We start from the raw sequence: 15,083 nt of genomic DNA, 5'->3' as shown, positions 1-15,083 counted from the left end.
CCGTCGCTCGGCAGCGCGTCAGCGCAGCAGGTCGAGGTAGCCGTCGAGCAGTCGCGTGAGCCGCGCGGGCGCCGCGCTCGCGGGGGAGACGACGGCGATCACCTGCACGCCGTCGACGAAGGCCATGAGGTGGTCGGTCGCCACCGCGACGTCGACGTCGTCACGCGCCTCGCCGAGCTGCTTCGCACGCTCGAGATGATCGGCGATCTCGACCCGCCACTCGTCCATGGTGCGCTCGTGCAGGGCCAGCAGGTCGGGTTCGTTGGCCGCGTACTCCCAGAAGGGGATCACGATGCGCGCCTCGAGGATGCGCTCCTCATCGAGGGGGAAGATCTGCAGCATGAGCTCGCGCAGCGCGGCCATGCCCTCGAGGTCGGCGCGAACCGCCGCGAACCTGGCGTTGGTCGCCGCGTAGACATGCTCGAACGTGGCGCCGATCAGTTCTTCCTTGTTGCGGAAGTAGGGCACCAGTCCGCCGTTCGCGACCCCTGCCGACCTCGCGATCTCGCGCATGGTCGTCGCGCGGAACCCCTTCTCGGCGATGAGTCGCCAGGTCGCGCGCACGATCTCGAGACGGCGTTCGTCGTGGTCGACGATCTTCGGCATGGTCTCCTCCCGTGACCGGCGGCTGAGCCGTCGAGGTCGCCGTCCACGATACGCGTGCAGGGTCGGCCGCCGGGGATGCACGCGGAAGGGCCGGGAGCGAAACGATCCCGGCCCATCCGCACGCGGTTCGCAGTGCTCGCAGCTCAGCCGTTGATGACCTGCGGCACGCCGAGCGCCTTGAGGCCCTCGACGCCGAACTCCAGCCCGTAGCCCGACTGCTTCGCGCCGCCGAACGGCACCATCGGGTGGATCGTGCCGTGCGAGTTGATCCACACGGTGCCGGCCTCGATGCGCCCCGCGACCCGCCGGGCCTCGTCGCGATCGGTCGCCCAGACCGAGGCGCCCAGCCCGACCTCGACGCCGTTGGCGAGGGCGATGGCTTCATCGACGTCGTGATAGCGGATGATCGGCAGCGCCGGCCCGAACTGCTCCTCCTGGACGAGCGGGTTCGCGTCGTCGATGTCGGCGACGAGCGTCGTCGGGTAGAAGTGGCCCGGCTGGTCGCGGTCGGGCTCTCCGCCGAGCAGCACGCGCGCTCCCGAGGCCTTCGCCGACTCCACGAGCCGGTCGACGACGTCGAACTGCTGGCGGTTCTGCAGCGGGCCGAGCACGTTCGCCTCGTCGAGCCCGACGCCCATCGGCATTGCGCGCGCGACCTCGACGAGGGCCTCGCACACGGCGTCGTAGACGCGGTCGTGCACGTAGAGGCGCTTCAGCGCGGCGCAGGTCTGTCCGGTGTTGATGAAGGCGCCCCAGAACAGCCCCTCGGCGATCGCCTTCGGGTCGACGTCGGGCAGCACGATGCCGGCGTCGTTGCCGCCGAGCTCGAGCGTGAGGCGCTTGACGGTGTCGGCGGAGCTGCGGATGATCGCCTTGCCGGTCGCCGTCGAACCCGTGAACATGACCTTGCCGATTGCCGGGTGCGATGAGAGCGCTGCGCCGATCTCACGGCCGCCCGAGACGATCTCGACGACGCCCTCCGGCAGCACTCGGTTGATCACCGCGACGAGCGCGAGCACGCTGAGGGGCGTGTACTCCGAGGGCTTCACGACGACCGTGTTGCCCATGCGCAGTGCCGGCCCGAGCTGCCACACGGTGATCATCTGCGGCCAGTTCCATGGGCCGATGGCGGCCACCACCCCGATGGGACGGTACTGCAACTCGGCGTGCGTCTGGCCGTCGTCGAAGACCACCTCGGTCTCGAGCGGGGTGGCGGCGGCGGCGCGCAGCCAGCCCGACGCCCCGCCGACCTCGAACCGGGCGTTGGGGCCGTTCAGCGGCTTGCCCTGCTCTCGCGAGAGGATGCGCGCGAGCGCCTCGGCCTCGGCGTCGATCGCGTCGGCGGCCGACATGAGCAGTTCGCTGCGCCGCTCGTGGCCGAGCGCGGCCCACGACGGTTGGGCCGCCGTCGCCCGGGCGATCGCGCGTTCGAGGTCCTCGATCGAGTGCACGGGGGCCCGGCCGACGATCTCGCCGGTCGCCGGGTCGATGATGTCGCGTCGCTCTCCGTCGTGCGACTGGATCTCGGCGAGCAGGTCGTCATGCGTGCCTTCGAGCACGGGGGTCGGGCTGTCCATGGTTCCTCCACAATGAGTCGGGTCTCCACGGTAGGCAGGGCCGGCACGCCGAGCCTTGTCGATGCGTGCGGCGTGCTTGACCGTGCGCGCAGAACGAGGATGACGGGTGCGCTGCGTCGCGCGGCTTGCCACGGATCGAGCTGATCCCGCGGTTCGCGGTGCGCTGAACCGTGCCCTGAACCCTGCGCGCCGCACCTGATCGCTGGAAGAATGGATGCATCGGCCGAGCCGTGCCGTGTATGACGAGCGAAGGAGCGAGCCATGACCCGGGCCCTGTTCATCATCGACGTGCAGAACGACTTCACCGAGGGCGGCGCGCTCGGCGTCGACGGCGGAGCAGCGGTCGCCGCCGGCATCACGCGCCTGCTGCAGCAGCACCGCGGCGAGTACGCGCTCGTCGCGGCATCCCGTGACTGGCATTCGGGCGAGAACGACAACGGCGGGCACTTCGCCGTCGATGCGGAGCCCGACTTCATCGAGACCTGGCCGGCGCACTGCGTCGAGGGCACCGAGGGCGCCGAGTACCACCCCGACCTCGACACCTCCGCCGTCGACGTGCACATCCGCAAGGGGCAGGGCGTGCCCGCCTACTCGATCTTCGAGGGCACGGATGACGCGGGCGACAGCGTGACCGAGGTGCTGGCCGCCCGGGGCATCACCGACATCGATGTCGTCGGCCTCGCCACCGACTACTGCGTACGGGCGAGCGCCCTCGACGCCGTCGAGCACGGCCAGCGCGTGCGGGTCTTCACCGACCTCGTCGCGGGCGTCGCAGCGGACTCGTCGACGGCAGCGCTCGCCGAGCTGGGCCACGCCGGTGTCGTGATCGCCGAGTCGACGGTGCTCGACGAGGCCGCCTCGTGAGGCAGGCCGGCGCGACGACGACCCCGACCCTCTACGCGGAAGCCCCCGACGGGGTGCTGATCGGCTACCGCGTGCACGCGACCGAGCCGGTCGAGCCGGCTGACGGCGGCGGAGCGGATGCCGCGCTGCCGCCCGTGCTCCTCGTGCACGGCTTCGCCTCCGACGCCGCGATCACGTGGGAGGGCACCGGCTGGGTGCGCGCCCTCGAGGACGCCGGCCGTTCGACGATCACGCTCGACCTGCGCGGCCACGGCTCGAGCGACAAGCCGGTCGACGCCGCGTCGTACGCCCCCGAGATGCTCGGCGCCGACCTCGTCGCGGTGCTCGACTCCGCCGGCGCCGAGGTGGTCGACGTCGTCGGCTACTCGATGGGCAACCGCGTCGTCTCGGCGCTCGCGACGAGTGCTCCCGAGCGGGTACGCCGGGTCGTCGTCGGCGGAGCCGGACCGAACGAGCTGTTCGCCACCTGGGCGATCGACGACGCCCGCGCCGTGCTGCTCCGCGACGAGACGCCGCGCGACCCGGTCATCGGCCAGGTGTTGCGCCCCGCGATCGCGGCGGGCGCCGACCGCGAGGCGCTGCTGGCCGTGATCGAGGGCGTGTCGGGCGCGCCGCTCTCGATTCCCGGTGACATCCCCGTGCTCTTCGTTGCGGGCGAGAACGACCCCGTTCCCGCCGGTGCGCAGGAGCTCGCCCGTGAGTGGGGCGCCGGCTTCGTCTCCGTTCCCGGCCGCGACCACGTTTCGACGCTCACGTCACGGGCGTTCAAGTCCTCGGCGATCGACTTCCTCGCCGAGGACTGACCGCGGGCCGGGCGCCGAGGCACCCGACCCGCGGAGACGCCGCAGAGGTCAGATCGCCGCCTGCTTCGGCGCGAGCGGCGTCGGCTCCATGGGCTGGTCGTTCGCCGTCAGGTCGATGCCGTAGTCGCGCGCGTAGACGACCCGCGTCGCGATGTCGACCTCCTCGCCCGCCTGCGTGAGCTCGAACACCCGGCCGCCGCGCATGCGGTTGCGCTCCGCCCCCGCCAGCCCGTAGGCGCCGAAGCCGGTGCCCGGCGCGTAGCCGAGCAGCACGCCGTAGTAGTTGCCCACGTAGTCGTTGACGTGGTCGTGGCCGACGAAGACGCCCTTGACGTCGCCACGCTCGAGGATCGCGTTGTACATGCCGGAGTTGAACGGTCCGGGGCACTCGTCCTCGTTGCGCTCGCCGACGATGGCGTGACGGGTGCGTCCGCGCGCGGCATCCGCTTCGGTGCGGGTGTCGACACCGCCCCACCACATGAACCGGTGCTCCCAGAGCGCGATGTGGATGAACATCAGACCGGGCACCTTGCGCTTGAACTTCTTCTCGAGGCGCTGCGACTCCTCGCGGTACCAGGAGACCTGGTCCATGCGCAGCCAGTCCCACGTGGGGTAGCCGGCGAAGTCCTGCCCGTCGATGGCTCCCGGGGCGTATCGGCCCGAGTCGAGGAGCCAGAGGCTGAAGGCCGTGTCGTTGCCGCGACCCGCCGTGCGGATCGGAACGATCGTGTTGCCGGTGCCCGTGACGCCCGCGATGTTCTCGGCGTTCATGTTGAAGTCGTAGCTGCGGTAGAAGTCGAGCATCATCGCCTCGTCGACCCCCGACTGCGGCAGCGAGTCCTCGTCGTGGTTGCCGTAGGTGACGGCCCACGGGATGCCGCGGCTCTCCATCGGCCAGACGACGTTGTTGATCGCCTGCTTGACGGCCAGTCGCGTCTCGCAGCCGCCGGTGATGACGTCGCCGTTGATGAGCACGAAGTCGGGTGCCTCGGCATCGAGCGTCTTCTCGATCAGCTCGACGGTGCGGCGGTCGGTCAGCTCGTCGTCCTGCGTGTCGTTGAACTGCACGACCTTGAACGTGCCGTCGTCACGGAAGCGCAGCTTCGGCGCCTTGGCGCGCGGGCTGCCGGTCGCGCCGCGGTCGGCGTCGCCGGCTTCGGCGTTCGCGGCCGTCGGGAGTGCGGCGGCGCCGAGCACGCCGAGGCCTCCCGCGGTGAGGATGGTCCGGCGGCTGACGGGCGGCATGCCTGGCATCGATCGTTCTCCTGTTCGTCGGTGGCGGCGCGGGACGGCGCCGCGTCGACGTTAGGGAGGGCGGATGACCCGGGGGCGACCTGCAGGTGAACGGAGTGGAGCGACGTGCGGCCGCGACGAGCGGATCGGGGTGTCGACGCGGATCGCGGCGCCGCGAAACGCACCGGGGCTCGCCGGATCGGCAAGAATGGTGCAATGGGAGACACGACCGCCGATCATGCGCCGAAGGCCGGTGTCGTCCGGCGCACGCGGTCGCCCGCTGGAACGGTTCGCCTCGCCGAGGTCGCCGCGTTGGCCGGTGTCAGCGAGGCCACCGTGAGCCGGGTCCTCAACCGCAAGTACGGCGTCTCGGCGAGCACCCGCGAGCAGGTGGAGCGCGCACTCGCCGAGATCGGCTACGAACGCCCGGTCAAGGGCGAGATCGTGCTGCTCCTCGTTCCGGCGCTCAAGGACGCGATCTTCGCCGCGATGTGCACCGCCGTCGAGAGCGAGTTGAGCCCGCACGGGCTGCGCGCCGTCGTCTGCCCGGTGGTGCCGGGTTCCGTCGTCGAGCGCGACTACATCGAGGTCATGCTCGACGCGGGCATCGCCGCCGCGGTCTTCCTCTCATCGAGCAACACCCTGCGCAACGCCGACCCCGTGGCACGCGAGATGCTCGAGGCGCGCGGCATCCCGTATATGAGCGTGAACGGTGCGTTCGCGAACTCGCGCACCCCGGTCGTCTCCACCGACGACTGGCAGGCTGCCGAGATCGCGGTGTCGCACCTGTACGACCTCGGCCATCGTCGCATCGGCATGTGCGCAGGGCCGGTCGGCAACACGCCCGCCGACCGTCGCGTCGAGGGGTTTCTCGAGGCCATGGATGCACGGGGGCTGAGCGACGCCGAAGACCTGGTGGTGCGACACCACTTCAGCGTCGACGGCGGGCGCCACGCCGCCGATGAGCTCCTCCCGCTCGGTGTCACGGCGATCGTGGCGTCGAGCGACGACATGGCGCTCGGCGCCATCAAGGCGGCCACCCGGCGCGGACTCGAGGTGCCGAAGGACCTCTCGGTGATCGGCTACAACGACTCCTACCTGCTGGACTTCACCGATCCGCCGCTCACGACGGTGCGCCAGCCGGTCGAGAGCCTGGCGGAGAGCTGCGCGCGAACGCTCGTCACCATGATCCAGAACCGTGCGGTGCAGGCGACCGAGGCGCTCATCGATCCTGAGCTGAGGCTGCGGCAGTCGACCGGGCCCGTGCCGGTCTGAGTCCCCGCCCGCCGTCGGGGCCGAGACGGATCGTGCGCCGCTCGCCCGGCGCGACCCGGTGGGCATCGCCGAACGACGCCTCGCCGAGGTGCGGATCTCGGAAGCGGTCGTCGCGAACCGCGATCGGCACCCAGGCGAGGTCGCGCGAGGTGCCGTTCTCGAGCCACTGCTCGTGGCCGAGGTGGATGCCGACGCTGATGACGCCGCCGTCGAAGGGGATGTCGTGCGCGGCGAGCCGGTGGATGCCATGGGGGAGTGCGGGCCGAGTGGTCACCGTGCGAGTGGGCGCGTCGGGCTCGAGACCGAGGAAGCCGGCGACGACCTGTGCGACGAGCGTGAAGGACACCTCGGGGTAGTCGCCGTTCGGGCCCTGCGCGGTGACCTCGTGCGGTGCGTCGCGGGCGTCGTAGACGGTCCGCATCCACTCGAAGGCGGTGTCCGGGCGGCCGTGGCGGAGGAACACGTCCGGCAGGTAGCTGAGCGCCTCGACGTTGCGCGGCCTGGTCTCGAGTGCTCGACTCGCACGATCGATGCGGTCGAGCACGGTGCACCGGTCCGGGTGGTCGGCGTCGACGAGGCCCTTCATCGGTGGGAACCACGTCGCCTCCTTCATCCACTCCCGCAGCGGGAGCCCGTCGGCGTCCCGCGCCGACACGAGTTCGCCCTTGCCCGTCGGCCCGTCGGACGCGCCCCAATCGGAGGCGAACACCGCGGCCAGTCGGTCGGCCGCAGACGCGAACCGAGCGGATGCCTCGTCGTCCCCCAGCGCGGACTCGAGGCGTGCGGCGTGGCGGTTCGCCGCATACTGTGCCGCGAAGGCGTCGCCCGCCTCGAGCAGCGGACCGGCCGGCCGCTCGTTGTAGCTCGCGGCGCCGTCGAAGATGCCCGGTCCTTCCGCCTCGGCGATTCCGTCGGGGAGGATGCGGTCGTGCGCCGCCACGAACTCCGTGAGGATGCCGCGCCAGTACCCGCGATGCTCGAGCAGCGAACGGTCGCCGGTCCATCGGAAGAGCACGTGGATCAGCTCCACGAGCTCGAAGACGGCGGGCAGTTCGCGCACGAAGTCGTCGGGGCCTCGGTAGTCGATGGCGAGCGGGGTCGCCCGGTCGAAGTTCAGCGCCCACACCGGCCACCCGCGATGCTCCGCCGTGGCCGAGCGCACGAAGCTGTGGAGCATGGCCGCATTGTGCGAGGCCAGCCCGAGCAACTGCGCGCCGACCGCCTGGTGCGCGAAGTCCCGGAGGTAGTAGCCGCTCCGGAACAGGTAACCGGCGTGATAGCTCGCGCGGTACTCGGCGGTGCGGTGCGGTGCGGGGTCCGCCTCGGAGACGTCGAGCGGTCCGCGCCGGCCGTCGTCCACCACGAACCGGCGGGCCGCCCGAGCAGCCCAGTCGAACATCTCGGCGAGGGTCGCATCGTCAGTCTCGATGCGGATGCCGGTCATTGCGCGACCAGCTCGATCAGTCCGGCTTCCTGCGGGCGGAGGATCGGCATCGGCAGACCGACCTCAGCGAGCACGATGCCCGGCCAGATGCCCGGTTCCGTCCACCAGTCCGGCTGGCGTCGGGTCGTCGTCGGGTCGACGGATGCCTCGGGTCGAACTCGCGTCACGCGGTAGGCGGCTTCGGGGTCGAGCCCGGTGAGCCGCAGCGCAGCTCCGGGCAGGTGGGCGGGGGAGTCGACCGTCGCGATGGTGGCGATCGCGTGCGCGCGATCGGTCGAGACGACGGTCTGGGCGATGATCGACGGCTCGGTCTCGAGGCGATGGATCCTGCCGCGTTCGATGAGCGGGCGCAACCGCACGAACTCGGCGATCCATCCGGCGAGCGACGCCCGCTCATCAGCGGTCGCCTCCCGGATGTCCCACTCGATGCCGAAGCTGCCGACCATCGACGTGATGGCACGGAAGTCGATCGAACTCGAGCGGCCGGTGACGTGGGCGGTGGCGGCGCCGACGTGCGCGCCGAGCAGCTCGGGGGGCATCAGGAGGCTGGTCCAGCGCTGGATGCGCTGGCGCTCCAGGGGGTCGTTCGAGTCGCTCGTCCAGAACCGATCGGTGCGCTCGACGATGCCGAGGTCGATGCGGCCGCCGCCGGCCGAGCACGACTCGATCTCGAGCCACGGGCACGCCGCGCGGATCTCGTGCATGAGTTCGTAGACGGCCCTCGTCTGACGGTGCACCCCGGCCCGTCCGGAGGCGCGGTCGACGGGCTCGACGAGGTCGCGATTGTGGTCCCACTTGATGTAGTCGATTCGATGGGCGGTGACGACGTCGACGATCCGGTCGCGCAGGTGGGCGCGTGCGTCGGGATCGCCGACGTTCAGCACGAGCTGCTGTCTGGCCAGCGGGGCGTCGCGGTGCAGCGGTGCGAGGACCCAGTCGGGGTGCGCGCGCGCGAGCTCAGAGTCTGGGTTGATCATCTCGGGCTCGAACCAGATGCCGAACTGCATGCCGAGCTCTCGCACGCGTTCGACGAGTGGCGTCAGCCCGTTCGGCCACACCGCGGGGTCGACGGTCCAGTCGCCGAGTCCGGCGCGGTCGTGGCGGCGGCCGAGGAACCAGCCGTCGTCGAGCACGAAGCGCTCGACGCCGACGTCTGCAGCGAGGGCTGCGAGCTCGTGGAGCGGTGCGAGCGTGTGGTCGAAGTAGACCGCCTCCCAGGTGTTCAACGTCACCGGGCGGCCGACGGCGGGATGCACGGGTCGAGCGCGCAGCGCCTCGTGGATGCGGGCGGATGCATCGTCGAGTCCCTCGCCGTGGGCCGCGTACAGCCACGGCGTCTCGTACTCCTCGCCCGGGCCGAGCATGACCTCGCCCGGGAGCAGCAGTTCGCCTCCGCCGAGGGCGGTCCTCCCGCCGTTCGTGCGGTGCGCCCAGAGGCGCGCATTCCCAGACCAGCCGAGGTGCACCGCCCAGACCTCGCCACGGGCGAAGCCGAAGTCGGCGGTGCCGGCGACGAGCAGCGTGGCCGAGTCCGGGCCGGGGCGTCCGCGTCGTTGCTCGCGCAGGTGGGTGCCGTCGACGATCGTCGAGCGCTGCGGGCGGCGTTCGCCGCCGTGTCGTCCCGAGAAGTCGAGCAGCTCGACGGCGCGGCCGGGCACGGGCAGCGCGAGGTCGAGCCCGTCGACCCGATACCGTCCAGCACCGTCGTTGCGGACGACCGCGCGCGTCCGCAACAGGCCGGAGCGGAGGAGCTCGAACTCGAGGCGCAGCGCGAGCCCGTTCGCGGCATCCGTGGCGGTGGCGATGAGGCGCTGCGCGACCGTGGCCGAGTCGACGCGCTCGTACTCGTTGGCGACGGCGTCGAAGTCGGGGAACCCGGCGGCCCCGTCGCGATCCCCGGTGAGACCGGGCGGGCCCATCCAAGCCTGCTTGGGCTCGGGCAGCACTCCGACGGCGAGCGGCCGATCCGGTTCGCTCGTCACACGCGTGCCCGGCGCGTGCTCCGTGACACGGGCGAGTGCGCCGGCATCGAGCGGCCCGAGGTCGCGTCCCCAGTGGCAGATCACCGGCAAGGCGGTGTCGGAGGTCGCGACCACGACGCTCACGCCCCCCGCGCGCAGGTGGAACACCGCTTCAGTCATGTCTCCTCCATTGCAAGTTTGCAGACAGTCGCTGCATATATACACATAATATGTTACTGTCGCCGAGTCGCCGATGACGCGACTCACCGAGAAAGGACTGCGAACAATGAGGTTCACGTTGAACAAGCGAGCACGCGGGATGGCGGTCACAGCAGCCGCCGTCGCGAGCGTCGCCGCACTCGTCGGATGCTCGGCCACGGCCGCCGACGACGGCGCTACCGATGGCGACGTGTCGGGCAAGATCACGATCTGGACGTGGAACGCGCCCGGCGACGGCCTCGAGGCTGCGGTCCCCGCGTTCCAGAAGCTCTACCCCGATGTCGAGGTCGACGTGCAGGACGTCGGCAACCCGGCGATCTGGGAGAAGATCACGACCGGCATGGCCGCCGGCGGGCAGGGCCTGCCCGACGTGCTCAACATCGGCATCGACTACATGGGCAACTACGTCGAGCAGTTCCCGGGCGAGCTCGTCGACCTCCGCGAATTCGGCGCGGATTCGCTCGAGCCCGAGTTCCCCTCCGGCGCGTGGAAGAGCGGTTCGGGCGCCGACGGCGCCGTGTACGGCATTCCCTACGAGGTCAACGCCACCGGGTTCTTCTACCGCAGCGACATCTTCGAGGAGGCCGGCATCGACATCGACTCGATCGAGACCTGGGACCAGCTCATCGATGCCGGCGTGATCATCAAGGAGAAGACGGGCGTTCCGCTCTACAACCAGGACAAGGCGGCGACCGAGGCGGACTCGGCCGGTCTCTGGCAGCTCCAGACGGCGCTGCAGGACTCGTTCTACTTCGACGAGAGCGGCGACATCACGATGAACGGCGATGCCGGCGTGACATCCCTCGAACTCATCAAGAAGGCGAACGACCTCGGCATCGTCGGCGACGTGCAGGGGAGCTGGGACAACCTGCTCGCGCAGCTGCGCGGCGAGAAGCCGACGGCGATCATGCCCGCGGGTGGCTGGATGGCCGGCGTCATGGAGAACGAGGCCCCCGAGATGGCGGGCAATTGGGGCGTGCGGCTGCCCCCGTCGGTCGAGCCGGGCGGTATCACCGCGGCGGTCAACGGCGGAACCTACCTGTCGATCCCGACGGCGAGCAAGAACCAGAAGACCGCGTGGGAGTTCGTGAACTTCGCCCTCGGCACGCTCGAGGGCCAGAAGCTCGTCTACGAGGGCGGCGGCATGTTCCCCGGGTACAAGCCGATGCTCGAGTCCGAGGGCTTCGCCGCGCCGAGCGAGTACTTCGACGGACAGTCGCCGAACGCCATCTTCATCGCGGAGCTCGAGCAGGACACCCCCGTCCTGAACTACACGAGCGACTACGCGCGGGCGCTGAAGGCGTACACCGATGCGCAGACGCGAGTGCTGCTCTCCGGAGCCGACCCCCAGCAGGCGCTCGACGAGGCGGCCGACCAGGTCGTCCAGCAGACCGGCCGCAAGCTGGCCGACTGACGGACCGGATGCGCCGGTCCGCGATGTCCAGCGACATCGCGGGCCGGCGCGCCCTCCCATGGAGCGAACACACATGAATGTCCTGTCCTCGACCGCCCATGCCTCGGCCGGCCCGACCGCGGAGGCAGCACCGTTCGCGGCCCCGCCGAGGCCCCCGCGGCGCCGCCGACGCTCTTCGATCGGCCACCCGCGGATCACGCCCTACCTCTTCCTGCTGCCGACGATCGTGCTGTTCCTCGGCTTCAAGCTCTACCCGTACCTCTCGGCCTTCTGGACGAGCCTCACCTCGAACATCGGCGGGGTCATCACCTTCGTCGGGCTCGACAACTACCTGCGCCTCCTGGAGGACCCGCTCTTCTACAAGGCGCTCGGCAACACCGCACTCATCCTCGTGGTGCAGGTGCCGCTCATGCTCGGCCTGGGCATCGTGCTCTCGGTCGCCTTCAACTCACTGCTCCTGAAGGGCCGCGCGTTCTTCCGCATGGCGTTCTTCGTGCCGATCGTCATGGGTCTCGTCGCCTACGGCATCCTCTTCAGTGCCCTCTTCGACTCCAGCGCCGGCATCGTGAACGAGCTGTTGGGCTACGTCGGCATCGGCCCTATTCCGTGGCTCGTCGATCCGTTCTGGGCGAAGATCTCGATCGTGCTGGCGATGACCTGGCACTACACCGGCCAGAACGCGATCATCTACCTCGCGCAGTTGCAGTCGATCCCCGGCGAACTCTACGAGGCGGCGCAGGTCGACGGCGCGAACGGATGGCAGCGGTTCGTCAACATCACCCTGTCCGGGCTCCGCCCGGCGCTGCTGCTGACCGTGGTCCTCTCGACGATCGGCACCCTCCAGCTCTTCGACGAGCCGTACGTGCTCACGAACGGCGGGCCCGACAACGCCACCCTCACGGTCGGGATGTACCTCTACCAGAACGGCTTCAAGTACTTCGACTTCGGGTACGCCTCGGCCATCGGGTATGCGTTGACCGTCATCATCGCCGTGGTCTCGCTCATCCAGTTCCGCCTCTTCCGCGAGCGAGCGCCGAAGCCGATCTCCCCGAAGAAGTCGATGTCCCCGAAGGAGAAGACCCGATGACCGAGTCGCTCATCGGCGTGCGCGGGCGCCGAACCAAGTCCCTCGTGCTCACGACGGTGATCGCCGCGGGGGCCGTGCTCATGCTGCTGCCCTTCTACTGGCTCATCATCGCCACGACGTACCCGTCACGCGAGATCTTCGCCTCCCCGCCCAACGTGCTGCCGGGTCCGGCATTCTTCGACAACCTCACCGGGCTCCTCAGCGACACGCTCTTCGGCCGCGCGATCGGGAACTCGGTGCTGGTCGCATCCGTCTACACGCTGCTCGGCCTGGTCGTCTGCACGGCAGCCGGCTACGCGTTCGCGAAGTTCGAGTTCCGCGGGCGCGGCCTGCTGTTCGGTGCGGTGCTGATCACGCTCGCGCTGCCCTCGCAGGTGACGCTCGTGCCGCTCTTCCAGATCATGGTGACGCTCGGATGGCTCGACACCTACCAGGCGCTCATCCTGCCGAACCTCGCATTGCCGTTCGGCATCTTCCTCATGCGCCAGACCATGCAGGCGGTGCCCGACGAGCTGTTGCAGGCGGCGCGGGTCGACGGGGCGGGGGAGTTCCGGGTGTTCTCCCGGATCGTGCTGCCGACCGTCCGGCCGGCGCTCGCGGCGCTCGCGATCTTCCTCTTCCTCGCCCAGTGGAACGAGTTCGTCTATCCGCTCGTCGTGCTGCGCACGCCCGAGTCGTTCACCATCCCCGTCTCGCTCGCCTCGTTGCAGGGCATCGGCACCACGGATTACGGGCAGCTGATGATGGGCACGTTCCTGTCGGTCCTGCCGATCCTCGTGCTCTTCCTGTTCCTGCAGCGTCATTTCGTCGCCGGCATCCTCGCCGGCGCAGTCAAGCAATAGGAGTTCCGCACGTGCTACTTGAAGACCACCACCTCTCGCTCATCGAGTGGACCGAGCTCCCCAGGGGTATTCGCCTCGGCACCGGGGGCGCGGTTCGGGTGTCCGAGCACGGCGAGGACGGCGGGCTCCTGCGGATCCGCCTCGCCGTGCAGGGCGAGGGCCAGGTCGTGCTCGAACTGCCGCTCGGCGATGCTGCCGGGTACTGGAACCCCGGGCTCTCGGGAGGCCGCGGACTCCCGGCCGACTGGGCGGGGCGCGACGCGTTCAGTGCGGTGAGGTCCGCCCCGATCGGCGCGCTCTACGACGCCGACGGCAGCAGCCGGCTCGCCTTCGGGCTCGACTGCCTCGTGCACGAGGGCGAGCTGCAGTACGGGGTCTCCGAGGAGGAGAAGACGTTCGTCGTGCGACTGCCGATCGAGGGGCGCCTGGCCGAGCTCGAGGCCGGACTCGACCTCGTGGTCGTGAGCGAGGCGATGCCGTACGCGCGTGCCGTTCGCGCCGTCTCCGAGGCCGTGCGAGCCGACCTTCCGGTGCGTCCGGCGTCGACGGCGTCCCGCGAGCCGGTGTACTCGACCTGGTACGCCCACTCGCAGCGCATCTCGGAGGAGGTCATCGAGGCCGATGCCGCAGTGGCGGCGGAGCTGGGGTGCCGTTCGGTCTTCATCGACGACGGCTGGCAGCGCTTCGGCGATGGCCGGTGGTACGCGGGGTGCGGCGACTGGGTGCCCGACACGGGCAAGTTCCCCGACCTCACCGCCCTCTCGGGCAGGCTCCACGGGCAGGATCTCGATGTCGTGCTGTGGATCGCGCCGCTCCTGCTCGGGGAGCAGAGCGAGGCGTTCGATCGTCTGCACCGCTTCGCTCCGCACCATTCCGAGTCGCTCCGGTGTCGCGTGCTCGACCCGCGCCATCCCGAGGTGCGCGCGCACCTCGTCGAGACCTGCGCCCGACTCGTGCGCGAGTACGACCTCGACGGGCTCAAGATCGACTTCCTGAACTCGGCCATGGTCTACGCGGGCGAACCGTCGACCGGCGACGTGGCCGACGTGGGCGAGGCGATGACGCTCCTGCTCCGCGGCGTCGCCGATGCGGTCGACCTCGAGCGGCCCGGAGCACTGATCGAGTTCCGCCAGCCGTACGTGTCACCGGCCGTCGCGTCGTACGCCGACGTCGTGCGCGCCGACGACTGCCCGGCCGACGCCGTCCAGAACCGCCGGTCGATCCTCGACCTGCGCCTGCTCTCGAACGGGCAGGTCGTGCACGCCGACCCCATCATGTGGGACCCGACCGCGTCGCCCGATGCGGCAGTGCGGCAGTTGTTCGGCGCGTTCTTCGGCGTGCCCCAGATCTCGATGCCGCTCGTCTCGCTGCCGGCCGCCCACCGGGACGCGGTCGCTGCGGTCCTCGGCGTCTGGCGTGAGCTCAGCGGCGTGCTGATCGACGGCGAGATCACGGCGGGCCTGCCCGTCGACGGCTATCCGTCGGCGGCGGCACGACTCGGCGAGACGCTCGTCGTCGTGGCGTACGGCGGCAGCGTCCTCGACCTCGAGCTCGACGGCGTGCGCCGACTCGTCGTGCTGAACGCGTCGGGTTCGGCGCAGCTCGCCTACCGCTCGAGTACTCCCGCGACGTCGATGGCCGGGCTCACGGTCGTCACCGGTACCGCGGCCGGTGCCGCCGCGGGCCGTGCGGAGCTCGGGAGGCAGGGCTTCCTGCCGATCCCGCCGTGGTCGATCGCGGAGCTCGTGCTCGACTGAG

General features: G+C 70.3%; 12 protein-coding genes. 7 read left to right on the top strand and 5 right to left on the bottom strand.

Annotated elements, in window-relative coordinates; all coding sequences use genetic code 11:
• Window positions 1–18 precede the first annotated feature (18 nt).
• Window positions 19–606, bottom strand: a complete 588-nt coding sequence (locus tag ESP57_RS04920) for a TetR/AcrR family transcriptional regulator (RefSeq protein ID WP_129230726.1) — start codon at window positions 604–606, stop codon at window positions 19–21.
• 143 nt (window positions 607–749) lie between these two features.
• Window positions 750–2,183, bottom strand: a complete 1,434-nt coding sequence (locus ESP57_RS04915; RefSeq protein WP_129230725.1) for an aldehyde dehydrogenase family protein — start codon at window positions 2,181–2,183, stop codon at window positions 750–752.
• Between the two features lie 261 nt (window positions 2,184–2,444).
• Here ESP57_RS04915 and ESP57_RS04910 point away from each other — a divergent pair, with 261 nt between their 5' ends.
• Together ESP57_RS04910 and ESP57_RS04905 are read left to right on the top strand one after the other, a co-directional pair.
• The gene (locus ESP57_RS04910; RefSeq protein WP_129230724.1) at window positions 2,445–3,047 is read left to right on the top strand and encodes an isochorismatase family protein; all 603 of its coding nucleotides are present in this window, start codon (window positions 2,445–2,447) and stop codon (window positions 3,045–3,047) included.
• Window positions 3,044–3,850: an alpha/beta fold hydrolase gene (locus tag ESP57_RS04905; protein WP_207904476.1), complete on the top strand. Its 807-nt coding sequence runs from the start codon at window positions 3,044–3,046 to the stop codon at window positions 3,848–3,850. The genes ESP57_RS04910 and ESP57_RS04905 overlap by 4 nt, the downstream gene beginning before the upstream one ends.
• A 48-nt stretch (window positions 3,851–3,898) precedes the next feature.
• Here ESP57_RS04905 and ESP57_RS04900 read toward each other — a convergent pair whose 3' ends face one another.
• A complete protein-coding gene (locus tag ESP57_RS04900) occupies window positions 3,899–5,104 on the bottom strand; it encodes a metallophosphoesterase family protein (protein WP_056010165.1) in 1,206 nt (401 codons plus the stop codon).
• A gap of 195 nt (window positions 5,105–5,299) precedes the next feature.
• Between ESP57_RS04900 and ESP57_RS04895 the strand changes: the two genes are divergently transcribed.
• Window positions 5,300–6,358: a LacI family DNA-binding transcriptional regulator gene (locus ESP57_RS04895; protein ID WP_082571365.1), complete on the top strand. Its 1,059-nt coding sequence runs from the start codon at window positions 5,300–5,302 to the stop codon at window positions 6,356–6,358.
• Here the strand turns inward: ESP57_RS04895 and ESP57_RS04890 are convergent.
• Together ESP57_RS04890 and ESP57_RS04885 are read right to left on the bottom strand one after the other, a co-directional pair.
• Window positions 6,306–7,802 (bottom strand): glucosidase family protein, encoded by a 1,497-nt coding sequence (locus tag ESP57_RS04890; protein ID WP_129230723.1) that lies wholly within the window; start codon window positions 7,800–7,802, stop codon window positions 6,306–6,308. The two genes, ESP57_RS04895 and ESP57_RS04890, sit on opposite strands and share 53 nt — an antisense overlap.
• Entirely contained in the window at window positions 7,799–9,943 is a 2,145-nt protein-coding gene (locus tag ESP57_RS04885; RefSeq protein WP_129230722.1) for an alpha-galactosidase, read from the bottom strand. The genes ESP57_RS04890 and ESP57_RS04885 overlap by 4 nt, the downstream gene beginning before the upstream one ends.
• A gap of 139 nt (window positions 9,944–10,082) precedes the next feature.
• Between ESP57_RS04885 and ESP57_RS04880 the strand changes: the two genes are divergently transcribed.
• The 4 genes from ESP57_RS04880 to ESP57_RS04865 all read left to right on the top strand — a co-directional run bounded on the left by ESP57_RS04880 (window position 10,083) and on the right by ESP57_RS04865 (window position 15,082).
• Window positions 10,083–11,396 carry an ABC transporter substrate-binding protein gene (locus tag ESP57_RS04880; protein WP_165877373.1) on the top strand — a complete coding sequence of 438 codons (1,314 nt, stop codon included), beginning with the start codon at window positions 10,083–10,085 and terminating at the stop codon, window positions 11,394–11,396.
• Between the two features lie 73 nt (window positions 11,397–11,469).
• Window positions 11,470–12,483 (top strand): carbohydrate ABC transporter permease, encoded by a 1,014-nt coding sequence (locus ESP57_RS04875; RefSeq protein ID WP_129230720.1) that lies wholly within the window; start codon window positions 11,470–11,472, stop codon window positions 12,481–12,483.
• The gene (locus tag ESP57_RS04870; protein WP_056010155.1) at window positions 12,480–13,325 is read left to right on the top strand and encodes a carbohydrate ABC transporter permease; all 846 of its coding nucleotides are present in this window, start codon (window positions 12,480–12,482) and stop codon (window positions 13,323–13,325) included. The genes ESP57_RS04875 and ESP57_RS04870 overlap by 4 nt, the downstream gene beginning before the upstream one ends.
• An 11-nt stretch (window positions 13,326–13,336) precedes the next feature.
• The gene (locus ESP57_RS04865) at window positions 13,337–15,082 is read left to right on the top strand and encodes a glycoside hydrolase family 36 protein (protein WP_129230719.1); all 1,746 of its coding nucleotides are present in this window, start codon (window positions 13,337–13,339) and stop codon (window positions 15,080–15,082) included.
• Window position 15,083 lies beyond the last annotated feature (1 nt).

Source organism: Agromyces fucosus, from assembly GCF_004134865.1.
In the GTDB taxonomy this organism is placed as follows: domain Bacteria; phylum Actinomycetota; class Actinomycetes; order Actinomycetales; family Microbacteriaceae; genus Agromyces; species Agromyces fucosus.
Note: the sequence above shows the minus strand (reverse complement) of the source record. Positions and strands in the feature narration are given on the sequence as shown.